The sequence below is a fragment of the Pseudomonas sp. GXZC genome, assembly GCF_026967615.1.
Lineage (GTDB): Bacteria > Pseudomonadota > Gammaproteobacteria > Pseudomonadales > Pseudomonadaceae > Aquipseudomonas > Aquipseudomonas azotoformans_A.
This window is the reverse complement of record NZ_CP114115.1, coordinates 2,525,339-2,550,016: the sequence shown is the minus strand read 5'-3', so window position 1 is coordinate 2,550,016 and position 24,678 is coordinate 2,525,339. Positions and strand designations below refer to the sequence as shown.

23 protein-coding genes are annotated in these 24,678 nt (G+C 61.7%); 19 read left to right on the top strand and 4 right to left on the bottom strand.

The features are described 5' to 3' along the window. The 4 genes from OZ428_RS12200 (at position 1) to OZ428_RS12185 (ending at position 4,928) form a co-directional block, all read left to right on the top strand. Positions 1-1,059 (top strand): alpha-ketoacid dehydrogenase subunit beta, encoded by a 1,059-nt coding sequence (locus OZ428_RS12200; protein WP_016978112.1) that lies wholly within the window; start codon positions 1-3, stop codon positions 1,057-1,059. Then, positions 1,060-2,319 (top strand): dihydrolipoamide acetyltransferase family protein, encoded by a 1,260-nt coding sequence (locus OZ428_RS12195; protein WP_269133497.1) that lies wholly within the window; start codon positions 1,060-1,062, stop codon positions 2,317-2,319. It abuts the gene before it with no gap. Positions 2,320-2,322: 3 nt separating this feature from the next. Then, complete coding sequence (lpdA, locus tag OZ428_RS12190; protein ID WP_269133496.1) at positions 2,323-3,702, top strand: dihydrolipoyl dehydrogenase; 1,380 nt, start codon at positions 2,323-2,325, stop codon at positions 3,700-3,702. Between the two features lie 206 nt (positions 3,703-3,908). Then, complete coding sequence (locus OZ428_RS12185; RefSeq protein WP_033902025.1) at positions 3,909-4,928, top strand: branched-chain amino acid aminotransferase; 1,020 nt, start codon at positions 3,909-3,911, stop codon at positions 4,926-4,928. Positions 4,929-4,963: 35 nt separating this feature from the next. Here the strand turns inward: OZ428_RS12185 and OZ428_RS12180 are convergent, their stop codons facing one another. After that, complete coding sequence (locus OZ428_RS12180) at positions 4,964-5,854, bottom strand: GNAT family acetyltransferase (RefSeq protein ID WP_269133495.1); 891 nt, start codon at positions 5,852-5,854, stop codon at positions 4,964-4,966. Positions 5,855-6,050: 196 nt separating this feature from the next. Here OZ428_RS12180 and ctlX point away from each other — a divergent pair, with 196 nt between their 5' ends. The 7 genes from ctlX (at position 6,051) to OZ428_RS12145 (ending at position 12,003) form a co-directional block, all read left to right on the top strand. Then, the gene (ctlX, locus tag OZ428_RS12175; protein WP_269133494.1) at positions 6,051-6,977 is read left to right on the top strand and encodes a citrulline utilization hydrolase CtlX; all 927 of its coding nucleotides are present in this window, start codon (positions 6,051-6,053) and stop codon (positions 6,975-6,977) included. A 16-nt stretch (positions 6,978-6,993) separates the two neighbouring features. Beyond that, entirely contained in the window at positions 6,994-8,040 is a 1,047-nt protein-coding gene (locus OZ428_RS12170; protein WP_269133493.1) for an ornithine cyclodeaminase, read from the top strand. Positions 8,041-8,285: 245 nt separating this feature from the next. Then, a complete protein-coding gene (locus OZ428_RS12165) occupies positions 8,286-9,065 on the top strand; it encodes an ABC transporter substrate-binding protein (RefSeq protein ID WP_269133492.1) in 780 nt (259 codons plus the stop codon). 189 nt (positions 9,066-9,254) lie between these two features. Continuing rightward, entirely contained in the window at positions 9,255-9,956 is a 702-nt protein-coding gene (locus tag OZ428_RS12160) for an ABC transporter permease (RefSeq protein WP_269133491.1), read from the top strand. Next, positions 9,953-10,666, top strand: coding sequence for an ABC transporter permease (locus OZ428_RS12155; protein WP_038848717.1), 714 nt, complete (start codon positions 9,953-9,955; stop codon positions 10,664-10,666). Before OZ428_RS12160 ends, OZ428_RS12155 begins: the two co-directional genes overlap by 4 nt. Positions 10,667-10,669: 3 nt before the next feature. Next, positions 10,670-11,500, top strand: coding sequence for an ABC transporter ATP-binding protein (locus OZ428_RS12150; RefSeq protein ID WP_269133490.1), 831 nt, complete (start codon positions 10,670-10,672; stop codon positions 11,498-11,500). A 5-nt stretch (positions 11,501-11,505) separates the two neighbouring features. Then, positions 11,506-12,003, top strand: a complete 498-nt coding sequence (locus tag OZ428_RS12145) for an Lrp/AsnC family transcriptional regulator (protein ID WP_016974875.1) — start codon at positions 11,506-11,508, stop codon at positions 12,001-12,003. 10 nt (positions 12,004-12,013) lie between these two features. Here the strand turns inward: OZ428_RS12145 and OZ428_RS12140 are convergent, their stop codons facing one another. Together OZ428_RS12140 and OZ428_RS12135 are read right to left on the bottom strand one after the other, a co-directional pair. Next, positions 12,014-13,282: a Zn-dependent hydrolase gene (locus OZ428_RS12140; RefSeq protein ID WP_033902019.1), complete on the bottom strand. Its 1,269-nt coding sequence runs from the start codon at positions 13,280-13,282 to the stop codon at positions 12,014-12,016. 27 nt (positions 13,283-13,309) lie between these two features. Next, positions 13,310-14,791 carry an NCS1 family nucleobase:cation symporter-1 gene (locus OZ428_RS12135; RefSeq protein ID WP_269133489.1) on the bottom strand — a complete coding sequence of 494 codons (1,482 nt, stop codon included), beginning with the start codon at positions 14,789-14,791 and terminating at the stop codon, positions 13,310-13,312. 591 nt (positions 14,792-15,382) lie between these two features. Between OZ428_RS12135 and hydA the strand changes: the two genes are divergently transcribed. From hydA to preA, 3 genes are all read left to right on the top strand, one after another. After that, positions 15,383-16,822, top strand: coding sequence for a dihydropyrimidinase (hydA, locus tag OZ428_RS12130; RefSeq protein WP_269133488.1), 1,440 nt, complete (start codon positions 15,383-15,385; stop codon positions 16,820-16,822). 82 nt (positions 16,823-16,904) lie between these two features. Further along, complete coding sequence (locus OZ428_RS12125; protein WP_269133487.1) at positions 16,905-18,272, top strand: NAD(P)-dependent oxidoreductase; 1,368 nt, start codon at positions 16,905-16,907, stop codon at positions 18,270-18,272. Continuing rightward, on the top strand, positions 18,272-19,546 hold the full coding sequence (preA, locus tag OZ428_RS12120; RefSeq protein WP_269133486.1) for an NAD-dependent dihydropyrimidine dehydrogenase subunit PreA: 1,275 nt from the start codon (positions 18,272-18,274) through the stop codon (positions 19,544-19,546). The genes OZ428_RS12125 and preA overlap by 1 nt, the downstream gene beginning before the upstream one ends. A 182-nt stretch (positions 19,547-19,728) precedes the next feature. Here preA and OZ428_RS12115 read toward each other — a convergent pair whose 3' ends face one another. Beyond that, positions 19,729-20,349 (bottom strand): TetR/AcrR family transcriptional regulator, encoded by a 621-nt coding sequence (locus tag OZ428_RS12115; protein ID WP_010209389.1) that lies wholly within the window; start codon positions 20,347-20,349, stop codon positions 19,729-19,731. 143 nt (positions 20,350-20,492) lie between these two features. Between OZ428_RS12115 and OZ428_RS12110 the strand changes: the two genes are divergently transcribed. The 5 genes from OZ428_RS12110 to OZ428_RS12090 all read left to right on the top strand — a co-directional run bounded on the left by OZ428_RS12110 (position 20,493) and on the right by OZ428_RS12090 (position 24,676). After that, the gene (locus OZ428_RS12110) at positions 20,493-20,936 is read left to right on the top strand and encodes a GNAT family N-acetyltransferase (protein ID WP_269133485.1); all 444 of its coding nucleotides are present in this window, start codon (positions 20,493-20,495) and stop codon (positions 20,934-20,936) included. A gap of 18 nt (positions 20,937-20,954) precedes the next feature. Beyond that, complete coding sequence (gene copC, locus OZ428_RS12105; RefSeq protein ID WP_033902013.1) at positions 20,955-21,320, top strand: copper homeostasis periplasmic binding protein CopC; 366 nt, start codon at positions 20,955-20,957, stop codon at positions 21,318-21,320. Between the two features lie 3 nt (positions 21,321-21,323). After that, positions 21,324-22,181 (top strand): copper homeostasis membrane protein CopD, encoded by an 858-nt coding sequence (copD, locus tag OZ428_RS12100; protein ID WP_269133484.1) that lies wholly within the window; start codon positions 21,324-21,326, stop codon positions 22,179-22,181. A gap of 140 nt (positions 22,182-22,321) precedes the next feature. Beyond that, positions 22,322-23,584, top strand: a complete 1,263-nt coding sequence (locus tag OZ428_RS12095) for an OprD family porin (RefSeq protein WP_269133483.1) — start codon at positions 22,322-22,324, stop codon at positions 23,582-23,584. Between the two features lie 267 nt (positions 23,585-23,851). Further along, positions 23,852-24,676 carry an NAD-dependent epimerase/dehydratase family protein gene (locus OZ428_RS12090; RefSeq protein WP_269133482.1) on the top strand — a complete coding sequence of 275 codons (825 nt, stop codon included), beginning with the start codon at positions 23,852-23,854 and terminating at the stop codon, positions 24,674-24,676. The last annotated feature ends 2 nt before the right edge of the window (positions 24,677-24,678 follow it).

Genomic DNA, 24,678 nt, shown 5'->3' with positions numbered 1-24,678 from the left:
ATGAACGATCACAACAACAGCATTGAAGTGGAAACCGCCATGACCACCACCACCATGACCATGATCCAGGCCCTGCGCTCGGCCATGGATGTGATGCTCGAACGTGACGACAACGTGGTGGTGTTCGGCCAGGACGTCGGTTATTTCGGCGGCGTGTTCCGTTGCACCGAAGGCTTGCAGACCAAGTACGGCAGCTCGCGCGTGTTCGACGCGCCGATCTCCGAGAGCGGCATTATCGGCGTGGCCGTGGGCATGGGCGCCTATGGCCTGCGCCCGGTGGCCGAGATCCAGTTTGCCGACTACGTCTACCCCGCCACCGACCAGATCATCTCGGAAGCTGCGCGCCTGCGTTACCGCTCGGCCGGCCAGTTCACCGCGCCACTGACCATGCGCATGCCGTGCGGCGGTGGCATCTACGGCGGCCAGACTCACAGCCAGAGTATCGAAGCGGTGTTCACCCAGGTCTGCGGGTTGCGCACGGTGATGCCGTCCAACCCTTACGACGCCAAAGGTTTGCTGATCGCCTCCATCGAAAACGATGACCCGGTGATCTTCCTCGAGCCCAAACGCCTGTACAACGGCCCATTCGATGGCCATCACGACCGCCCGGTAACCCCGTGGTCGAAACACCCGCAAGCCCAAGTACCGGACGGTTATTACACCGTGCCGCTGGACGTGGCCGCCATCGTGCGTCCGGGTTCGGCGGTCACCGTGCTGACCTACGGCACCACCGTGTATGTGTCGCAAGTCGCCGCCGAAGAAACCGGCATCGACGCCGAGGTCATCGACCTGCGCAGCCTGTGGCCGCTGGACCTGGAAACCATCGTCAAATCCGTGAAGAAGACCGGCCGTTGCGTGGTGGTGCATGAAGCCACCCGCACCTGCGGCTTTGGTGCCGAGTTGGTGTCGCTGGTGCAAGAGCATTGCTTCCACCACCTGGAAGCGCCGATCGAACGCGTCACCGGTTGGGACACCCCCTACCCGCACGCGCAAGAGTGGGCGTATTTCCCAGGGCCGTCCCGAGTGGGCGCGGCGTTGAAACGGGTCATGGAGGTCTGAATGGGCACGCACGTAATCAAGATGCCGGACATTGGCGAAGGCATCGCAGAAGTTGAACTGTCGGTGTGGCATGTGAAGGTCGGCGACATGGTCGTGGAAGACCAGGTGCTGGCGGATGTGATGACCGACAAGGCGATGGTGGATATTCCTTCGCCGGTGCACGGCAAGGTGATTTCCCTCGGCGGTGAGCCAGGCGAAGTCATGGCCGTGGGCAGTATTCTGATCAGCATTGAAGTGGAAGGCGCGGGCAACGCCAAGGAAGCGCCCGCCGTGAAGGAAGCACCGAAGGCCGCGCCTGCGGTTGAGACCAAGCCTGCGCCGGTGGCGGTTGAAAGCAAACCGGCACCGGTTATCGCAGCCCAGTCGCCTGTGGCACGTGAAGCCGACGAGCGCCCATTGGCCTCCCCTGCTGTGCGCAAGCATGCATTGGACGCCGGGATTCAACTGCGCCTGGTGCAGGGCTCTGGCCCGGCGGGCCGGATTCTGCACGAAGACTTGGAGGCTTACTTGCTCCAGGGTCCGGCGAAAAATTCTACAGCCGCCAACCCCTACGCCGAACGCCACACCGAAGAACAGATCCCGGTGATCGGCATGCGCCGCAAGATCGCCCAGCGCATGCAGGACGCCACCCGGCGCGCCGCGCATTTCAGCTATGTGGAAGAGATCGACGTCACCGCCCTCGACGAGCTGCGCGTGCACCTCAACGAGAAACACGGCGCCACGCGCGGCAAGCTGACCCTGCTGCCGTTCATCGTGCGCGCCATGGTGGTGGCACTGCGTGACTTCCCGCAGATCAACGCGCGCTACGACGACGAAGCCCAGGTCATCACCCGCCTCGGTGCGGTGCATGTGGGCGTCGCCACCCAGAGCGATGTTGGCTTGATGGTGCCGGTGGTGCGTCACGCCGAAGCCCGCAGCCTGTGGGGCAACGCTGAAGAAATCGCGCGCTTGGCCACGGCTGCACGCAATGGCAAGGCCAGCCGCGACGAGCTGTCGGGCTCGACGATCACCCTGACCAGCCTGGGTGCCTTGGGTGGCATCGTCAGCACGCCGGTGCTGAACCTGCCGGAAGTGGCCATCGTTGGCGTCAACCGCATCGTTGAACGGCCGATGGTGATCAAGGGCCAGATCGTGGTGCGCAAGATGATGAACCTCTCCAGCTCCTTCGATCACCGCGTGGTCGATGGCATGGACGCGGCGCAATTCATCCAGGCCATTCGCGGCCTGCTCGAACAACCCGCCAGCCTGTTCTTGGAGTAAGGCATGACGCAGACATTGAATACCACGCTGCTGATTATCGGCGGCGGCCCTGGCGGTTATGTGGCGGCGATCCGTGCCGGCCAGTTGGGCATCCCGACCCTTCTGGTGGAAGGCCAAGCGCTCGGCGGCACCTGCCTGAATATCGGCTGCATTCCGTCCAAGGCGTTGATCCATGTGGCCGAGCAGTTCCAGCAAACCATCCACCACAGCCAGGGTTCGCAACTGGGCATTGAAGTGGATGTGCCGACCCTGGATATCCGCAAAAGCGTGGAATGGAAAGATGGCATCGTCGATCGCCTGACCACGGGCGTCGCCGCCTTGCTGAAGAAGCACAAGGTGCAGGTGATCCACGGTTGGGCCACGGTGGTGGACGGCAAGACCGTCGACGTCGGCGACCAGCGCATCCGGTGCGAGCACTTGCTGCTGGCCACCGGATCGAAAAGCGTCAACCTGCCGATGCTGCCGCTTGGCGGGCCGATCATCTCCTCCACCGAAGCCCTTGCGCCGAAAAGCGTGCCCAAGCGCCTGATCGTGGTAGGCGGTGGTTATATCGGTCTGGAACTGGGCATCGCCTACCGTAAGCTCGGCGCCGAGGTCAGTGTGGTCGAGGCGCAGGATCGTATCCTGCCGGCCTATGACGCGGAGCTGACGCAGCCGGTGAACGAATCCCTCAAGCAACTGGGCGTGAAGCTGTACCTCAAGCACAGTGTCACCGGTTTTGCCGATGGCAGCCTGCAAGTACGCGACCCGAATGGCGACACCTTGTCGTTGGCAACCGACCAGGTGCTGGTCGCCGTCGGTCGCAAACCCAACACCCAGGGTTGGAACCTTGAAGCGTTGAACCTGGAGATGAACGGCTCGGCGATCAAAATCGACAGCCGCTGCCAGACCAGCATGCGCAACGTGTACGCCATCGGCGACCTGAGCGGCGAGCCAATGCTCGCGCACCGCGCCATGGCCCAGGGAGAAATGGTCGCCGAACTGATCAGCGGCAAGTCCCGCGAATTCAACCCGGCCGCGATCCCGGCGGTGTGCTTCACCGACCCGGAACTGGTGGTGGTCGGCAAGACCCCGGACGAAGCCAAGGCCGCCGGATTGGACTGCATCGTCTCAAGCTTCCCGTTCGCGGCCAATGGCCGGGCGATGACCCTGGAGTCGAAAACCGGCTTCGTACGGGTGGTGGCGCGGCGTGACAACCACCTGATCGTCGGCTGGCAGGCCGTGGGGGTGGGTGTCTCCGAGCTGTCCACCGCCTTTGGCCTGAGCCTGGAAATGGGTTCGCGCCTGGAAGACGTGGCGGGCACCATCCACGCTCATCCGACGTTGGGCGAGGCCGTGCAGGAAGCCGCATTGAGGGCCCTGGGCCACGCCCTCCACCTGTAATCTGCGACGGCTTTGTGGCGAGGGAGCTTGCTCCCGCTGGGGTGCGCAGCGCCCCCAAAAGCCGGCGACTGCTGCGCAGTCGAGCGGGAGCAAGCTCCCTCGCCACAGCAAGCTCGCGCCTACAAAGGGATGCGAACGGCCCCGGGAATGAAGTATTGTTGCGCCCATCCAGAAAAAAACCGACTTGACCAACGATAGAGGGTGTCATGGGTAACGAAAGCATCAATTGGGACAAGCTGGGTTTTGACTACATCAAGACCGACAAGCGGTTTCTCCAGGTCTGGAAAAACGGCGAATGGCAAGAAGGCACCCTGACCGACGACAACGTGCTGCACATCAGCGAGGGCTCCACCGCCCTGCACTACGGCCAGCAATGCTTTGAAGGCCTCAAGGCCTACCGCTGCAAGGACGGTTCGATCAACCTGTTCCGCCCGGACCAGAACGCCGCCCGCATGCAACGCAGCTGCGCGCGCCTGCTGATGCCGCATGTGCCGACCGACGTGTTCATCGACGCCTGCAAACAAGTGGTCAAGGCCAACGAACATTTCATCCCGCCGTACGGCAGCGGCGGCGCGCTGTACCTGCGCCCGTTCGTGATCGGCACCGGTGACAACATCGGCGTGCGTACCGCGCCGGAGTTCATCTTCTCCGTATTCTGCATCCCGGTCGGCGCCTACTTCAAAGGCGGCCTGGTGCCGCACAACTTCCAGATCTCCACCTTCGACCGCGCCGCGCCACAAGGCACCGGTGCCGCCAAGGTCGGTGGCAACTACGCCGCCAGCCTGATGCCCGGTTCCGAAGCGAAGAAAGCCGGTTTTGCCGACGCGATCTACCTGGACCCGATGACCCATTCGAAAATCGAAGAAGTCGGCTCGGCGAACTTCTTCGGGATCACCCACGACAACCAGTTCATCACGCCGAAGTCGCCTTCGGTGCTGCCAGGCATCACCCGCCTGTCGCTGATCGAACTGGCCAAGACCCGCCTGGGCCTGGACGTGGTCGAGGGCGAAGTGTTCATCGACAAACTGGACCAGTTCAAGGAAGCCGGCGCCTGCGGTACGGCTGCGGTGATCTCGCCCATCGGCGGCATCCAGTACAACGGCAAGCTGCACGTGTTCCACAGCGAGACCGAAGTCGGCCCGATCACCCAGAAGCTCTACAAAGAGCTGACTGGTGTGCAGACCGGTGACGTTGAAGCGCCGCAAGGCTGGATCGTCAAGGTCTAAGCAACCCTGAAAAAACCCGCCAGATGGCGGGTTTTTTATTGTTCCGGGATATTCACCGTGATCTTCTTGCCCATGCTGATCCTCGGCTCCACCCCATACCCCAACGCCTCGTAGAACCCCACCACCGCATCATTGCCGCCAGTGATCTGCAGGTTGATCTTCATGCAACCCAAGGCGGTCAATGCCTGTTCCGCATGACGCACCAGTGAAGACCCCAAGCCATGGCGCCGATAGTCGGCGTGCACCGCCACCGAATACAGCCAGCCACGGTGCCCGTCGTAGCCGGCCAGAATCGTTCCGATCACCGTCTTTTTATCCGTGGCCACGAAGAACAACCCATCGTTGACGGCCAGCTTCTTATCGATCGCCAGGGTGGGTACGTTATGGGCAGTGTCATAACCAAAGGCCTGCTGCCATAACCCAACCACTTGCGCCCGATGCTGGCGGTCGCGATACGGTCCGATGGGATGCCGGGACAGCAGCGCCTTTTCCATCACCAGCGTACGTTCATTGCCGTGGTAAACATCACGCACGGTGTTAAACCCCAGCTTGGTGTAGAACGGCTCGGCGGTCAGTGATGACGGCACGCTCAATACCGTCACCCCGGCCTCACGGGCGCGCAACTCGATCTCGATCATCAGCAGCCGGCCAATGCCTTGCCCTTGCAGCGCCGGATTGACGAACACCGAGCGCACCACATTACTGTCGAGGGCGGCGGTGGCGACGATCACTTGATCTTGAATGGCCACGAGCACCAGGCGGCGCTTGAGCAAGATCAACACCGCATCCGGCGTGAAATTACTCGCCACCCGCGCAATCACATCCGCCGGGTAATCCCGCGCATTGCTGCTGTGCAAGGCCGCCAGGATGACCTGGCTGATCCCTTCGGCATCGGCTGCCTGGGCGAGACGAACGGCGGTAGACATGATTCCTCCTGGCTGACGGCGTTTTAACAACCCGCACAATACCAATTTTGACCTGCGCCCGCCCGAACAGCCGATTCGGCTGCCCTACCCCACTCTTCAGCTTTCCCGGCTGAGCGGCCCTAAGGTTTCAGCCGGGATTCATCCGCCATACCGCACAAAATAGCCCCACAGCTCAACCCCATGGATTCGTGCCCCCATGCAAACCACCAATACCGTCTTGATGATTCGCCCGGCGCGCTTTGCCTTCAACCCGGACACCGCGATCAACAACCGCTTCCAACGCCAGCCCCTCGACCCGCTCAGCGCACAGCAGAAAGCGCTGGAAGAATTCGACGGCTATGTCGACACCCTGCGCCAGCACGGCGTCGAAGTCCTGGTGGTGCAAGACACGCCGGCGCCTCACACGCCCGATTCGATCTTCCCCAATAACTGGTGGAGCAGCCACGCCGACGGCAGCCTGGTGCTGTACCCGATGGAAGGCCAGAACCGACGACTGGAGCGCAACAAAGGCGTGCTGCAAGTGCTGGAACAGCGATTTACAGTCAAGGACACCATCGACCTCAGCCACCTGGAACAACAGAACATCTTCCTCGAAGGCACCGGCAGCATGGTGCTCGACCGCCAGCATCGCATCAGCTACGCCTGCCATTCCGGGCGCACCCACCACGACGCCCTGCGCCAGTTCGCCGAGCGACTCGATTACCAGCTCTGCGTGTTCCACGCCGTCGACCGCCATCACGCTCCGATCTACCACAGCAACGTAATGATGAGCGTCGGCCGCGACCTCTCGGTGGTGTGCCTGCAAGCCCTGCCCGACGCCGGCGAACGCCAGGCCCTGGAACGCTCCCTGCGCGACACCGGCAAAGACATCCTCGCCCTCGACTTCGACCAGTTGGAGGCCTTCGCCGGCAACATGCTCGAAGTGCATGACCGCGACGGCCAACCACTGCTGGTGATGTCGGCCAGCGCCTGGGGCGCCCTGCAACCCGCGCAGCGCGTGCATGTGGAACGCCATACGCGCCCGGTGGTGGTGAACATCGACAACATCGAACGCATCGGCGGCGGCAGTGCCCGCTGCATGCTGGCGGAAGTGCATCTGCCCGCCCGCGCCACCGTCCAATAACTCAAGGAGTCTTGCCATGACCCGCTATATCGACGTCAACGACCTCTGCTACCTGGTCTCGCAAAAAGGCCTGCAAACCTGCATCACTGAGATGGCCGAGTACATCCGTGCCGACTACCTGCGCTGGCAGGATTTCGAAAAATGCGCGCGCCTGGCCAACCACTCGCCGGACGGCGTAATCGAGCTGATGCCGGTGTCCGACGCGTCGCTGTACGCGTTCAAATACGTCAACGGCCACCCGAAAAACACCCTGGCCGGCATGCTCACGGTGATGGCCTTCGGCGCCCTGGGCGATGTGGACACTGGCCTGCCGGTGCTGCTGGCGGAAATGACCCTGACCACCGCGATTCGCACCGCCGCCACCTCGGCGCTGGTCGCCCGCTACCTGGCCCGCGACAACAGCCGCAGCATGGCGCTGATCGGCAACGGCTCCCAGAGCGAGTTCCAGGCCCTGGCCTTCCACGCCATGCTCGGCATCAATGAGATCCGCCTGTTCGATATCGACGCCAAGGCCACCGCCAAGCTGGCGGCCAACCTCAAGGCGTTCCCGGCGATCAAGGTGATCCTGGCCGCCAGCGTCGCCGAAGCGGTGAAAGGCGCGGACATCGTCACCACCGTCACCGCCGATAAGGCCTACGCCACCATCCTGACAGACGAGATGATCGAGCCCGGCATGCACCTCAACGCCGTCGGCGGCGACTGCCCCGGCAAGACCGAGCTGGACCGACGTATCGTCGAGCGCGCGCGGGTGATCGTGGAGTACGAGCCGCAAAGCCGCATCGAAGGTGAAATCCAGCACATGCCGGAAGACTCGCCCGTCACCGAACTGTGGCAAGTGATCAACGGCCAGCAGCCCGGCCGCGAAAATGCGCGCCAGGTCACTCTGTTCGACTCGGTGGGTTTTGCCATCGAAGACTACTCGGCCCTGCGTTATGTGCTGGACGTGGCCAAGGCCCTGGATGTCGGCAGCGATCTTGAGTTGGTGCCGGACCTGGCCGACCCGAAAGATCTGTTCGCTCGCCTGGCCCAGCAGCCTCGGCTACAGCAGAAAAAGCGCGCCTGAGAACGCTCTGGCCTGCCGCTTTGAGCTGAGGGCGGGCCAGATTCACCCTAGTGAAAAGCCGATTCAGCGGGTGACTCAGCCGATTCCGCTGCATTGTCGGTTTTAACAGCGCAATTCGGGCTTTATGTGAGGGGTAAACGACACAAAAAACGCACCACCTTGGAGCATTCTCTCCCCCCAATAAGAACGATTTGTTTCAACTCGATTACTGCCCTGACATCAATTACAAAATATAGGGACTCCACATGACTCCACTGCGATCACTCTTCGCCGCATTGCTGTTGCCACTCTGCGCCACCGCCGCCCACGCCCAGGACTGGAAAGAAATCCGCTTCGGCGTATTCCCCGAATATCCCCCCTTCGAATCCGTCGCCGCCGACGGCAGCCTGCAAGGCTTCGATATCGAACTGGGCAACGCGATCTGCGCCAAGCTGGAAGTGAAATGCACCTGGGTGCACAACGAATTCGACGGCATGATCCCGGCCCTGCGCGCACGCAAGTTCGACGCGATCATGTCCTCCATGGCCGTGACCCCGGCCCGCGAAAAGATCATCGACTTCAGTGACCGCCTGTTCCTCAGCCCGACCTCGGTGATTACGCGCAAAAGCGCCGACTTCGGCGACACCCCGGAGTCGCTGAAGGGCAAGCAAGTCGGCGTATTGCAGGGCTCGCTGCAAGAGGCCTATGCTCGTGCGCACCTGGCCAAGCTCGGCGCGCAGATCAAGGCGTACCAGTCCCAGGACCAGAACTACGCCGACCTGCAGAACGGCCGCCTCGACGCGACCCTGACCGACAAGCTCGAAGCCCAGCTCAACTTCCTGTCCAAACCCGAAGGCGCCGACTTCAAGACCGGCCCAGCCTTCAAGGACCCGACCTTGCCCCTGGACATCGCCATGGGCTTGCGCAAGAACGATCAGGAACTGCGGGCGCTGATCAACAACGGCATCGCTGCTGTGCAGGCGGATGGGACCTATGCCGAGATCCAGAAGAAATACTTCGGCGATCAGGACATCTACAACGAGTAACACCAATACCTCACCCTGTAGGAGCCCGCTTTTGTGGCGAGGGAGCTTGCTCCCGCTGGCCGGGCTGGCGCTCCAGTGCGAAGCGCCCCCAAAAAGCCGGCTCCAGCTGCGCTGTCGAACGGGAGCAAGCTCCCTCGCCACAAAAGCTGCTCCTACAGGGGATGTCTGTGCCTTATCGAGATCTACCCCATGAACGAACTCCTCAACCTGCAAGGCTACGGCCCCATGCTGGCCCAAGGCGCCTGGATGACCCTCAAACTGTCATTCCTCGCCCTGGCCCTGAGCCTCGCCCTGGGCCTGATCGCCGCCGGCGCCAAGCTCTCCCGCGCCAAATGGCTGCGTGTGCCGGCCACGCTCTACACCACCTTGATCCGCAGCGTGCCGGACCTGGTGCTGATCCTGCTGATCTTCTACAGCCTGCAACTGTGGCTCAACGACCTGAGCGAAATGTTCGGCTGGGACTACTTTGAAATCGACCCGTTCACCGCCGGGGTGGTCACCCTTGGGTTTATCTACGGCGCGTATTTCACCGAGAACTTCCGGGGCGCGATCCTCAGCGTGCCGGCCGGTCAACTGGAAGCGGCGACCGCCTACGGCCTGAGCCGCTGGCAGCGCTTTCACCTGGTGCTGTTCCCGCAACTGATGCGCTTCGCGCTGCCGGGCCTGGGCAATAACTGGCTGGTGTTGCTCAAGTCCACGGCGCTGGTGTCGATCATCGGCCTGTCGGACCTGGTCAAGGCCGCGCAGAACGCCGGCAAGACCACCAACGAGCCGTTGTACTTCCTGATCCTCGCCGGCCTGGTGTACCTGGTGATCACCACCTTGTCCAACCGCATCTTCAAGCGCCTCGAACGGCGCTACAACCTCGGCATCAAGGGGATGGCGCGATGATCGAACTGTTCCAGCAATACGGCCTGGCCTATCTGTTCAGCGATGGCGCGGGGTTGTCCGGCGTCGCCATGACCCTGTGGCTGTTCATCATCTCGGTGGTGTTCGGCTTCATCCTGTCGATTCCGCTGGCACTGGCACGCGTCTCCGAGCACGTCTGGCTGCGCTGGCCGGTGGAGGTCTATACCTACCTGTTTCGCGGCACGCCGCTGTATATCCAGTTGCTGATTTGCTACACCGGGCTGTACAGCCTGGAAGTGGTGCAGGACAACGCCCTGCTCAACCAGTTTTTCCGCAACGCGCTGAACTGCACGCTGCTGGCGTTTGTGCTCAACACCTGCGCCTACACCGTGGAAATCTTCGCCGGGGCGATTCGCAATATTCCCCATGGCGAAATCGAAGCGGCCCGCGCCTATGGCCTGCATGGCTGGCGCTTGAACCTGTTCGTGGTGGTGCCCGCCGCGCTGCGCCGCGCATTGCCGGCCTACAGCAACGAAATGATCCTGATGCTGCACGCCACCTCCCTGGCGTTTACCGCCACCGTGGCCGACATCCTCAAGGTGGCCCGCGACGCCAATGCCGAAACCTTCCTGACGTTCCAGGCCTTCGGCATCGCGGCCCTGCTCTACATGCTGCTGTCCTTTGCACTGGTGGGCCTGTTCCGACTGGCCGAACGTCGCTGGATGCGTTTTCTTGTTCCTACCCGAGGCTAACCCATGAATCAGTCCGCGCAGGCCCTGGCCGCTTATCCCGTTGACGAACCCGTTGCCAAACCCGCCACTGCCGCCATCAAGCTGCAAGTCGAAGGCATCCACAAACGCTACGGCGAACACGAAGTGCTCAAGGGGGTTTCCCTGAATGCGCGCCAGGGCGACGTGATCAGCCTGATCGGCGCCAGCGGCTCGGGCAAAAGCACGATGCTGCGCTGCATCAATTTCCTCGAACAGCCGGACGCCGGGGTGATCACCCTGGATGGCATCAGTATCGAAATGCGCCAGGGCCGTGCCGGTAACCGTGCGCCCCATCAAGCTCAATTGCAGAACCTGCGCACGCGCCTGGCCATGGTGTTCCAGCACTTCAATCTGTGGAGCCACATGACCGTGCTGGAAAACATCACCATGGCTCCGCGCCGGGTGCTGGGCGTGAGCGCCGCCGAGGCGGAGAAACGCGCGCGCCTGTACTTGGACAAGGTCGGCCTGCCGGGCCGCGTGGCGGATCAGTACCCGGCGTTTCTCTCCGGCGGCCAGCAACAGCGCGTGGCGATTGCGCGGGCCTTGGCGATGGAGCCGGAGATTATCCTGTTCGATGAACCAACTTCCGCACTCGACCCAGAACTTGTAGGAGAAGTCCTCAAAGTCATACAGACGTTGGCCGAGGAAGGTCGTACCATGCTGATGGTCACCCACGAAATGGGCTTTGCCCGCCAGGTGTCCAGCCAAGTGCTGTTCTTGCACCAGGGCCGGGTTGAGGAACACGGCGACGCCAAGATCCTCGACCACCCCAACAGCGAACGCTTGCAGCAATTTCTTTCCAACCGTTTGAAGTGAAACCCATGGATACCAAGGCCAACGGACCCCATTCCTCCCCCGCGCTGGACCGCATAGATGAAGCCATCATTGAAGTGCTGCGCCATCAAGGGCGTATCACCTACGAAAAGCTCTCGTCGCTGGTGCACCTCACGCCCAGGCCCTGCCTGGAACGGGTGCGCAAGCTGGAGCGGCGCGGGGTGATCCGTGGGTATGGGGCGATCATCGATGTGCAGATGGTCTCGCCAGGCCTGTCGTTGCTGGTGCTGGTGGCCTTGTCCAACCAGAGCGGGCGCTCGGCGCAAAAAGCCTTCGAAGCCTGCGTCAAGGCTTGCCCGCAGGTGTTCGAATGCCAGTTGATCAGCGGCCCGTTTGACTACAGCTTGCGCATGCGCTGCCGGGACATGGAGCATTACCGGGTGCTAACGGAAACCTGGTTGAACAATGATGAGTTGCATATCGATAAGTTGGTGGCGCATCCGGAGTTGGCGGTGGTGAAAAACACCGCCACCGAACTGGCCTAGCAAGCGCCACTCAGGCCGCCAGCTTACCGCTGGCGATGGCCGCAGAAGCCGCGACCATCGCCTTTAGCAGCACCGCACACCCCGCCGCCAGGTCATCCGGTGCGGCGTTTTCGATTTCGTTGTGGCTGATGCCGCCCTCGCAGGGCACAAAAATCATGCCCGCCGGGCCCAGTTCGGCCACGAAGATCGCGTCATGCCCTGCCCCACTGACGATGTCCATGTTCGACAAGCCCAGGCTATTGGCGGCCTCCCGCACTGCGTCCACACAGCCCTTGTCGAAATACAGCGGCGGAAAATCGGCCGTGGGTTCCATCTCGAAGCTCAAGCCATGCTTGGCGCAGGTGTCTTCAATCACCTTGCGCACCTGAGCAATCATCGAGTCCAACCGCGCCGGCTCCAGATGACGGAAGTCCAGCGTCATGCGCACTTCACCCGGAATCACGTTGCGCGAGCCGGGGTAAGCCTGCAGGCAACCGACGGTGCCGCAGGCATGGGGTTGATGCCCCAGCGCCGCCGCATTCACCGCCGCCACCACCGCCGCGGCGCCCACCAGGGCATCCTTGCGCAGGTGCATCGGCGTCGGCCCCGCATGGGCCTCGACGCCGCGCAGTTTCAGGTCGAACCACTTCTGTCCGAGGGCGCCCAGCACCACGCCGATGGTTTTTTTCTCGTCTTCAAGAATCGGCCCCTGTTCGATGTGCGCCTCGAAATAAGCGCCCACCTTGTGCCCGCTGACCGGCCGCGCGCCCGCGTAGCCAATCGCGTTCAGCGCATCGCCCACGCTGACGCCGTCCGCATCGACCTTGGCCAACGTATCGGCCAGGGTGAACTTCTCGGCGAACACGCCCGAGCCCATCATGCACGGCGGAAAACGCGAGCCCTCTTCGTTGGTCCACACCACCACTTCCAACGGCGCCTCGGTTTCTACGTTCAGGTCGTTGAGGGTACGCAGTACTTCCACACCCGCCAGCACGCCGAAGCAACCGTCGAACTTGCCGCCGGTGGGCTGGGTGTCGATGTGGCTGCCGGTCATCACCGGTGGCAGGTTCGGATTACGCCCCGGACGACGGGCGAAGATGTTGCCGATGCCATCCACGGTCACCGTGCAGCCGGCCTCTTCGCACCACTGCACGAACAGGTCGCGGGCCTTGCGATCCAGGTCGGTGAGGGCCAGGCGACACACACCGCCCTTGGGCGTGGCGCCGAGCTTGGCCAGGTCCATCAGCGACTGCCACAGGCGGTCGCGGTTGATTTGCAGGACGTCGAGGGCAGCGTTCATGAGTGATCTCCTCAGGCTGGTTTTTTCTTATGGATTGACGGCAACCGGGCTGGCCCCGCGCTTGGCATTCAGGCCGTAGTACAACAGGCCGCCCAACGCCGAACCGGTAAACCAGCCGTAGCTGTAGAACCAGCTGAACGCATCGCTGCCCAGGGACAGCAAGGTCAGCACCACCGGCACACCGAACGCGATGAAACCGCTCCAGTTCCATGCCGGGTACACGTCGTCGCGATAGAGGCCGGCCAGGTCGAGTTGTTGTTTGCGGGTGATGAAGTAGTCCACCACCATGATCCCGGCAATGGGCCCCAGCAGGCTTGAATAGCCCAGCAACCAGTTGGAATAAACGGTTTCCAGGCTCACGTCGGACACGATCAGGCCGAGCTTTTTCAGCAACTCATGACCCATCAGCGCCAGCCCCACCAGGCCGGTCAGGATCACTGCCGTGGTGCGGTTGATCAGCTTGGGCGCGATGTTCTGGAAGTCATTGGTAGGCGACACAATGTTCGCCGCCGTGTTGGTGGACAAGGTGGCGATGATGATCAGCGCCATCGCAATGGCCACCCACACCGGGCTCTGGATATGCCCGATCAGGGTCACCGGGTCGGACACGCTGACCCCCACCAGTTTCACCGACGCGGCGGTCATGATCACGCCGAGGGCGGCGAACAGGAACATGGTCAGCGGCAGGCCGAAGATCTGCCCGAGGATCTGGTCCTTCTGGCTGTTGGCGTAACGGCTGAAGTCCGGGATATTCAGCGACAAGGTGGCCCAGAAACCCACCATCGCGGTGAGACCGGCCATGAAGTAACCGGTGAGGCTCGCGCCTTCCGGGCGTTTCGGCGGGATCGCCATCAACTCACTGATGGATACATTGGGCATCGCCCACACCAGCAGGCCAATGCCCACCGCCACCAGCAACGGCGCCGACAGGGTCTCCAGCCGCTTGATCGACTCGGCGCCACGCAGCACCACCCACAGGTTCAGGCACCAGAAAATCATGAAGCCGATCACTTCGCCGGTGCCGCCAAGGGACTTCCAGCCCTCGAAGATCGAGCCGAGAAACAGGTGAATCGCCAGCCCGCCGAACATTGTCTGGATACCAAACCAGCTACAGGCCACCAGCGCGCGGATCAGGCATGGCACGTTGGAACCGAGGATGCCGAACGACGAGCGCAGCAGCACCGGAAACGGTATGCCGTACTTGGTGCCGGGGAAGGCATTGAGGGTCAGCGGGATCAACACCACGATGTTGGCCAGCAAGATCGCCATCAGCGCCTCGCCCACCGACAAGCCGAAGTACGCGGTGAGCACCCCGCCCAAGGTGTAGGTGGGCACGCAGATGGACATGCCGACCCACAGCGCGGTGATGTGCCACTTGTTCCAAGTGCGTTCGTGCACCTTGGTCGGTGCCATGTCGTGGTTGTAGCGCGGACTGTCGAGGACGTCGGGGCCGGCGTCGAGTTCGTACAGGCCGTTGCGCTCAATGACTTGCGATCTGTTCTGTTGCATGGCCGCTCCACGGTTTTTTCGAATTATTTTTGCTCACCTGCACGGTGTGTGCCGGTGGCCGGAGTACCTCGTAAACAACATGACATCACGGGCCCGGCCAGCCGCCACTGCACTCAATATCCGTGCCGACAACCGTTACCGCACCCGCACCGCTTATATAACTCGCTGATGTTTATCAGCTTTCCGAGTGAGCCTTCGGTACTTGCCACGTTACTCAGGCTAGATAACGTGGAAGTTGCCCGAACTGTCAGGACTCAATCTGGTGCAACACAATTATTTTTATTTCCCTGCCCCGTCAAGAGGCAAGTCTCAAGCGTCTGATTTGCAATAAGAAATGTTGCTCAATTTAAGAACCTGTCAAGTGCGTCAAAATGGTGAGAGCACGCTACATTTTGGTGATTTTCTATTTTTATTCTTATAAATCATATAGTTAATCAAGATATAAGCTTATGAAAAATCTTCTTGCCCAATCTAAAAACTCGGGCTAGTTTCTATTCCTGTCACCGATGACAGGAATTAACTGACCCTCGGTAAGCAGCATTACAACACTTAGAACTGGCACAAGCCGGTCAAGCCTGTGAGGAACTCGACATGTCGCTGTTGATCCGTGGCGCCACCGTTATTACCCATGATGAAAGTTACCGCGCCGATGTGTTATGCGCAGGCGGTCTAATCCGGGCTATTGGTACGAATCTGGATATTCCCGCCGGCACTGAAATACTCGATGGCAGCGGACAATACCTGATGCCCGGCGGCATCGACCCCCATACCCATATGCAACTACCCTTCATGGGCACGGTGGCCAGTGAAGACTTTTTTAGTGGCACGGCGGCAGGCCTGGCGGGCGGCACCACGTCGATCATCGACTTTGTGATTCCCAACCCGCAGCAATCCCTGTTGGAAGCGTTTCACCAGTGGCGTGGCTGGGCGGAAAAATCCGCCTCGGACTACGGCTTCCACGTGGCGATCACCTGGTGGAGCGAACAGGTGCGTGAGGAAATGGCCGAGCTGGTCAGCCACCACGGCATCAACAGCTTCAAGCATTTCATGGCCTACAAGAACGCGATCATGGCGGCGGACGACACCCTCGTCGCCAGTTTCGAACGCTGCCTGGAACTGGGCGCGGTGCCCACCGTGCACGCGGAAAACGGCGAGCTGGTGTACCACCTGCAACGCAAGCTGATGGCCCAAGGCATCACCGGGCCCGAAGCGCATCCGCTGTCGCGCCCTTCGCAAGTCGAAGGCGAAGCGGCCAGCCGCGCCATCCGCATCGCCGAGACCATCGGCACGCCGCTCTACCTGGTGCACGTGTCCACCCAGGAAGCGTTGGATGAAATCACCTACGCCCGCAGCAAAGGCCAGCCGGTCTACGGCGAAGTCCTGGCCGGCCACCTGTTGCTGGACGACAGCGTCTACCAGCACCCGGACTGGCAAACCGCCGCCGGTTACGTGATGAGCCCGCCGTTCCGTCCACGCGGGCATCAGGAAGCACTGTGGCATGGCCTGCAATCCGGCAACCTGCACACCACCGCCACCGATCACTGCTGCTTCTGCGCCGAGCAGAAAGCCGCCGGCCGTGACGACTTCAGCAAGATCCCCAACGGCACCGCCGGCATCGAAGACCGCATGGCGCTGCTGTGGGATGAAGGGGTTAACACCGGGCGCCTGTCGATGCAGGAGTTTGTCGCGCTGACCTCCACCAACACCGCGAAGATCTTCAACCTCTACCCGCGCAAAGGCGCGATCCGCGTGGGTGCCGATGCCGACCTGGTGCTGTGGGACCCCGAGGGTACGCGGACCATTTCCGCCAAGACCCACCACCAGAAAGTCGATTTCAACATCTTCGAAGGCAAGACCGTGCGCGGCGTGCCGAGCCACACCATCAGCCAGGGCAAGTTGGTCTGGGCCGATGGCGACCTGCGTGCCGAGCGCAGTGCCGGGCGGTATGTGGAGCGGCCGACGTATCCGCCGGTGTTTGAGCAGTTGAGCAAGCGGGCTGCGCATTCCAAGCCAGTGGCTGTGAAACGCTGAAGCCGCCGAAGAGGCCAGTACAGGCAACACAAAAACCAATGCCCATCAGAGGCAGCACCTCAATAACCGTGAGGCCAACACCGTGATCCAGACCCTGACCCACCTCCCCCATCCCGCTGAGAATGGACCGACGCTCGCCAGCCATTTCACCGACCTGGCGCCACCGCTCAACGCCCGGCAAGCCCAACTGGAAGCCTCGCGCTGCCTGTATTGCTACGACGCGCCGTGCGTGAATGCATGCCCCAGCGAGATCGACATCCCGTCGTTCATCCGCAACATCCACACCGAAAACGTGCAAGGCGCCGCGCAAAAAATCCTCTCGGCCAACATCCTTGGCGGCAGTTGCGCCCGGGTCTGCCCCACCGAGATTCTGTGCCAGCAGGCGTGTGTGCGTAACAACGCCGAAGAATGCGCTCCGGTGCTGATCGGCCTGTTGCAACGTTATGCCGTCGACAATGCGCACTTCAGCGAACACCCCTTCCACCGCGCCGCCGCTACCGGCAAGCGCATCGCCGTGGTGGGCGCCGGGCCTGCTGGACTCGCGTGCGCCCACCGCAGCGCCTTGCACGGCCATGACGTGGTGATCTTCGAAGCCCGTGAAAAAGCCGGTGGCCTGAATGAATACGGGATCGCCAAGTACAAGCTGGTGGATGACTTCGCGCAGAAGGAGTTGGATTTCCTCCTGCAGATTGGTGGCATCGAGATTCGCCACGGCCAGCGTCTGGGTGACAACCTCACGCTGAGTGAACTGCACCAGCAATTCGACTCAGTGTTCCTCGGCCTCGGCCTGGCCGCCAGCAAACAACTCGGCCTGCCCTTTGAGGACGCCCCCGGCCTGCTTGCCGCCACCGACTACATCCGCGAGCTGCGCCAAGCCGACGACCTGACCCAACTGCCCCTGGCCGATCGCTGCATCGTGCTCGGCGCCGGCAACACCGCCATCGACATGGCCGTGCAGATGGCCCGTCTCGGTGCCCGCGATGTGAACCTCGTGTACCGCCGTGGCTTGGCGGACATGGGCGCCACTCATCACGAACAGGACATCGCCAAGGCCAACCAGGTCCGCCTGCTGACCTGGGCCCAGCCGGAGGCAGTGCTGCTGGACGATCAGGGCCATGTGCGTGGCATGCGCTTCTTGCGCACACGCATGGAAAACGGCCGTTTGCACCCGACCGGCGAAACATTCGAACTGGCGGCCGATGCGATCTTCAAGGCCATCGGCCAGGGCTTCGACAGCGAGGCACTGCACGATCCGCTGGCCCAGCAACTGCAGCGTGTCGGTGAGCGGATCTTCGTCGATGAACAGCTGCGCACCAGCATTCCCGGTGTGTACGCGGGTGGCGATTGCGTCAGCCTCGGCCAGGACCTCACCGTGCAGGCGGTGCAACACGGCAAGCTGGCCGCCGAGGCCATGCACGCCCAACTCATGCTGAATGTGGAGGCTGCGTAATGGCCGATCTCTCGATTGTATTTGCCGGCATCAAAGCCCCCAACCCGTTCTGGCTGGCCTCCGCGCCGCCCACCGACAAGGCCTACAACGTGGTGCGCGCCTTCGAAGCCGGCTGGGGCGGCGTGGTGTGGAAAACCCTGGGCGAGGACCCGGCAGCGGTCAACGTGTCGTCACGCTACTCGGCGCATTACGGCGCCAACCGTGAAGTGCTGGGCATCAACAATATCGAGCTGATCACCGACCGCTCGCTGGAGATCAACCTGCGGGAAATCACCCAGGTGAAAAAGGACTGGCCCGACCGCGCGCTGATCGTGTCGCTGATGGTGCCGTGCGTCGAGGAGTCCTGGAAAAACATTCTGCCGCGGGTGGAAGCCACCGGCTGCGACGGTATCGAACTGAACTTCGGTTGCCCCCACGGCATGCCCGAACGCGGTATGGGCGCGGCGGTGGGCCAGGTGCCGGAATACGTGGAACAGGTGACGCGCTGGTGCAAGACGTATTGCTCGCTGCCGGTGATCGTCAAGCTCACGCCGAATATCACCGACATCCGCGTGGCGGCGCGGGCGGCGTATCGTGGCGGGGCGGACGCGGTGTCGTTGATCAACACTATCAACTCCATCACCAGCGTGGACCTGGAGCGCATGGTCGCGTTGCCGGTGGTGGGCACGCAAAGCACTCATGGCGGTTATTGCGGCTCGGCGGTCAAGCCGATTGCGCTGAACATGGTCGCCGAAATCGCCCGCGACCCGCAGACCCAAGGCTTGCCGATCTGCGGCATCGGCGGCATCGGCAACTGGCGTGACGCGGCGGAGTTTGTCGCCCTGGGCTGCGGCGCGGTGCAGGTGTGCACGGCGGCGATGCTGCATGGGTTTCGGATTGTGGAAGAGATGAAGGACGGGCTGTCGCGGTGGATGGACAGTCAGGGCTACAACAGCCTGCAGGAGTTTTCCGGGCGCGCGGTGGGCAACACCACGGACTGGAAATACCTGGACATCAACTATCAGGTGATTGCGAAGATCGATCAGGAGGCCTGCATTGGCTGCGGGCGTTGCCATATTGCCTGTGAGGACACCTCGCACCAGGCCATCGCCAGTTTGAAACAGCCGGATGGCACGCATAAATACGAGGTGATTGATGACGAGTGCGTGGGCTGCAACCTGTGCCAGATCACCTGCCCGGTGGCGGACTGTATCGAAATGGTGCCGATGGATACCGGCAAGCCATTCTTGAATTGGACGCAGGATCCGAGGAATCCCTACCGGGAGGCGGTGTAGGAAAACCTGTAGTGAGCGGGCTACTGTGGTGAGCGGGCTTGCCCCGCGCTGGGCTGCGAAGCAGCCCCATATCAGGCACTGAGTTCTGTCTGAAGGACCGAGGTGTTTTTATTGGGGCCGCTCCGCTGCCCAGCGCGGGGCAAGCCCGCTCACCACAACAACAACCAGCGTTACCCTAAGGCTCAAGGCTCCAACCCAATCCCCCGCAAAATCACGCTTGTCACCGTCTGAATCGCCTTCTCGAACTGCATATCCGACAACGGCTGGTGCTCATTCAGGATCTTCACCTGATGATCAAAGTCGGCATAGTGCTGGGTCGAGGCCCAGATCATGTACAGCAGACTCGACGGCTCCACCGGCAGGATGCGTTTGTCTTCCACCCACTGGCGAATTTTCGCTTCCTTCATCTTGGCCCAGTCGTACAGGCTTTCATCCAATGCCTCACCGAGGGTCGGCGCGCCATGGATGATTTCATTGGCCCAGACTTTTGAACCATAGGGCCGGGTACGCGAGCGTTGCATCTTGGCGCGGATGTAACTGCTGAGCACCACCCGTGGGTCATCGAAGGTCTCGAAACTCAAGGCGTCCTGCTTCCACACTTCCAGCAGGTCGAACAGCACGGCGCTGTACAGCTCGCTCTTGGTGGTGAAGTAGTAATGCAAGTTGGAGCGCGGCAGTTGCACTTCTTCGGCGATATCCGCCATGGCGGTACTGCCATAGCCTTTCTCGGCGAAGATTTTCTCCGCCGCCAGCAGGATTTTTTCGACGTTGACCCGACGAATTCCGATCTTGTGATTGCCCATAAGGGCTCCCTGACAACAACTTGGCTTAAAGACTACCATCGGCTCTAGATCGCGGCGACAGGCCATAATGAAACTTCTGACGCGAACCTTTCCCCTGGAAATGGGATTGGTTAGGATCGCGGTCCCCATGAAGGATCATTGCAATGACTATTCGACCTCGCGTGGCCACCGACGACCCCGTGCTGGGCGCACTCTGGGAGCGCTCGGTGCGGGCCACCCATGACTTCCTCCCCGAGGATGACATTCAACGCCTGCTACCCCTGGTGCGCGACACCTACCTGCCCATGCCCGCACTGGATGTGTGGGTGTATGAAGACCCACAGGGCATCGCCGGTTTCATCGGCACCGGCGGGCATAACGTGGAAATGCTGTTTATCGAGCCCGACCGCCGTGGTCAGGGCATCGGCCGCCAGTTGCTGGACCACGCCCGCGCCCGTCACGACACCCTCACGGTGGACGTGAACGAACAAAACCCCCAGGCCGTGGGTTTCTACCTGCATTATGGTTTTATCCAGGTCGCGCGCTCGCCGCTGGATGGCGAAGGCAAGCCCTTTCCCTTGCTGCACATGGCTCTACCGACTCCCTGACCCTGAAGGTATTGAACAATGTTGATCAAGAAAAGCCTCACCACCATCGCCCTGCTCGCCTCCCTGCTGGGCGCCTCCGCTGCATTTGCCCACGCGCACCTCAAGAGCGCTGAACCGGCAGCCGACAGCAGCGTCGCCGCGCCCAAGGACCTGCGCCTGACCTTCAGCGAAGGCGTCGAGGCCACCTTCACCAAGGTGTCCCTGAGCAAGGACGGCACCGAAGTGGCGATCAAGGGCCTGGAAACACCGGATGCCGACAAGAAAGTCCTGGTCGTCACCCCGGCCGCCCCCTTGGCGGCCGGCAACTACAAAGTGGTGTGGAACGCGGTCTCGGTCGATACCCATAAGAGCAACGGTGAATACAGCTTCAAGGTCGGCCAATAACCCATGGCAACGCTGCTGGTGCTGTGCCGCTTCCTGCATTTCATCGTCGTACTGCTGATGTTCGGGGCCTGTGCATTCAGGCCCTGGCTGTTGGGCGCTGAGGCGCAACCGGCGCTGGACCGGCAACTTGAGCGCATCACCCGTGGGTTGGCCTGGCTGGGCTTGCTCTCTGGCGTGGCCTGGTTGCTGCTGATTACCGCCAGCATGGCGGGGAGCTGGGACGCGGCGCTGCAACCGGCCACCGTGCAGTTGGTGCTGGGCAAGACCTTCTTTGGCCAGGTGTGGGTGTGGCACCTGTTGCTGAACCTGTTGCTGGTAATCGTGCTGGCCAAACCCTGGCGGGCATTACGCTTGCCGGTCATCGCGCTGCTGCTGGCGACCTTGGCGCCGGTCGGGCATGGCGCCATGCTCGATGGGCTCAGCGGGCAATTGCTGATCCTCAATCAAGTGGTGCACCTAGTGTGCGTCGGTGCCTGGCTCGGCGGCTTGCTGTTGCTGGTGTTGATCCTCAAGCAATCGCCAGCCCTGGCGCTGGAGCCGATCCTGCGGCGGTTCAGCGGCGTGGGGTATGGCCTGGTCGCCGGTTTGCTGGTGACCGGTTTGATCAATGTGCGTGTACTGACCGGGCAACTATGGCCCACGCCGCTGTTCAAAGGGTTCGCGCTGATTCTGTTGGTTAAAGTATTTCTGGTGCTGGGCATGCTGGCGTTGGCGCTGCTGAACCGCCTGCGCATCGAGCGCTGCGAACAACGCCTGGGCAGTTTGAAATCCAGTGTGATGCTGGAGTGGCTGCTGGGTGTTGCAGCGGTGGCCGCCGTTTCCCTTCTTGGCACCTTGCCTCCCATGGTGATGGCGGCCTGAGTAACTTCCCACCTCCGCCCGAGCAAGTCATCGTATAACTTCTGCTTGACAGCTCTTGAAAACCTCGCAAATATCCCACCCAATGTTGTACGACAACGTATAACAAATAATAAAAACAACAAAAGAAAGGGAGCTTCACTGTGAGTTCACTCGCCCGCAATTCCTCCGTTCGCCTGGGTTTTATCGGTCTCGGCAGCCTGGCCTTTACCCTGCCCCTCGCCGCCTCGGCCGAAGGCTTCATCGACGATGCCAAGGCCACGCTCAACCTGCGCAACGCCTACTTCAACCGCAACTTCACCAACCCGACCTACCCCCAGGCCAAGGCCGAAGAATGGACGCAGAACTTCATTCTCGACGCCAAGTCCGGCTACACCACCGGCACGGTGGGTTTCGGCATTGATGTGCTGGGCCTGTATTCGCAAAAGCTCGATGGCGGCAAAGGCACCGGCGGTACGCAGTTGCTGCCGATCCACAGCGATGGCCGCCCCGCCGATAACTTCGGCCGCCTGGGCGTGGCGCTGAAAACCAAGTTGTCCAAGACTGAATTGAAGATCGGTGAATGGATGCCGGTGCTGCCGATCCTGCGCTCCGACGACGGCCGCTCGTTGCCGCAGACGTTCCGTGGCGGCCAGGTCACGTCCAATGAAATCGCCGGCCTGACGCTCTACGGCGGGCAGTTTCGCGGTAACAGCCCGCGTAATGACGCGAGCATGGAAGACATGTTCATGAACGGCAAAGCCGCCTTCACCTCCGACCGCTTCAACTTCGGCGGCGGCGAATACAGCTTCAACGACAAACGTACGCAAGTCGGCGTGTGGTACGCCGAACTCACCGACATCTACCAGCAACAATATTTCAACCTGACCCACAGCCAGCCCGTGGGCGACTGGACCCTGGGCGCCAACCTCGGCTTCTTCACCGGTAAGGAAGACGGCAACGCCCTGGCCGGCGACCTCGACAACAAGACCGCCTTCGCCCTGCTCTCGGCCAAATACAACGGCAACACCTTCTATGTGGGTTTGCAGAAACTCACCGGCGACAGCGTGTGGATGCGCGTCAACGGCACCAGCGGCGGCACCCTGGCCAACGACAGCTACAACGCCAGCTACGATAACGCCAAGGAAAAGTCCTGGCAGGTGCGCCATGACTTCAACTTCGTGGTGCTCGGCATTCCGGGGCTGACCATGATGAACCGCTATATCAGCGGCAGTAACGTGCACACCGGGGCGATCACCGATGGCAAGGAATGGGGCCGCGAGTCGGAGCTGGCTTACACGGTGCAGAGCGGTGCGCTGAAGGACCTGAATGTGCGCTGGCGCAATTCGACCATGCGTCGGGATTTCAGCAACAACGAGTTTGATGAAAATCGCTTATTCATCAGTTACCCGATTTCGCTGCTCTAAAGGCCACTGAATGACTTTGTAATGAGCGGGCTTGCTGTGGTGAGCGGGCTTGCCCCGCGCTGGGGGGCGAAGCCCCCCCCAAAAAAACACCTCGTTGTATCAGACAGAACGTGTTGTCTGGATTGGGGCGGCTACGCCCCCAGCGCGGGACAAGCCCGCTCACCACAGACAAACCCGCTCACTACAGAAGGGCGTTGACAAGCACAAGAATCCCTAACGATACTTCGGCAAAGTCATACGACAACCTACAACAACAATGGAACCCTCATGACCACCACCACAACCACGCCCGTTCCATTCAATCGCCTGCTGCTCACTGGCGCGGCTGGCGGCCTGGGTAAAGTCTTGCGCGAACGCCTGCGCCCTTATGCCCAGGTACTGCGGCTGTCGGACATCGCCAATATGGCCCCGGCCGCCGACCCGTGCGAAGAAGTGCAACCCTGCGATCTCGCCGACAAACAGGCCGTGCACCACTTGGTAGAAGGCGTCGACGCCATTCTGCACTTCGGCGGCGTCTCGGTGGAGCGCTCGTTCGAAGAAGTGCTCGGCGCAAACATCAGCGGCATTTTCCATATCTATGAAGCCGCGCGCCGCCACGGTGTGAAGCGCGTGATTTTCGCCAGTTCCAACCACGTGATCGGCTTCTACAAGCAAGGTGAAACTCTCGACGCCCACTCCCCTCGCCGCCCGGACAGCTACTACGGACTGTCCAAATCCTACGGCGAAGACATGGCCAGTTTCTACTTTGATCGCTACGGCATCGAGACCGTCAGCATCCGCATCGGCTCGTCGTTCCCGGAACCACAGAACCGCCGCATGATGCACACCTGGCTGAGCTTCGACGACCTGACTCAGTTGCTTGAGCGCGCGCTGTACACCCCCAACGTCGGCCACACTGTGGTCTATGGCATGTCGGATAACCTCGACACCTGGTGGGACAACCGCTACGCCGCCCACCTGGGCTTTGCGCCCAAAGACAGCTCCGAAGTGTTCCGCGCCCAGGTCGAAACCCAGCCACCCGTGGCCGCCGATGACCCGGCCAAGGTCTATCAGGGCGGGGCATTCTGCGCTGCCGGCCCTTTCGGGGACTGACC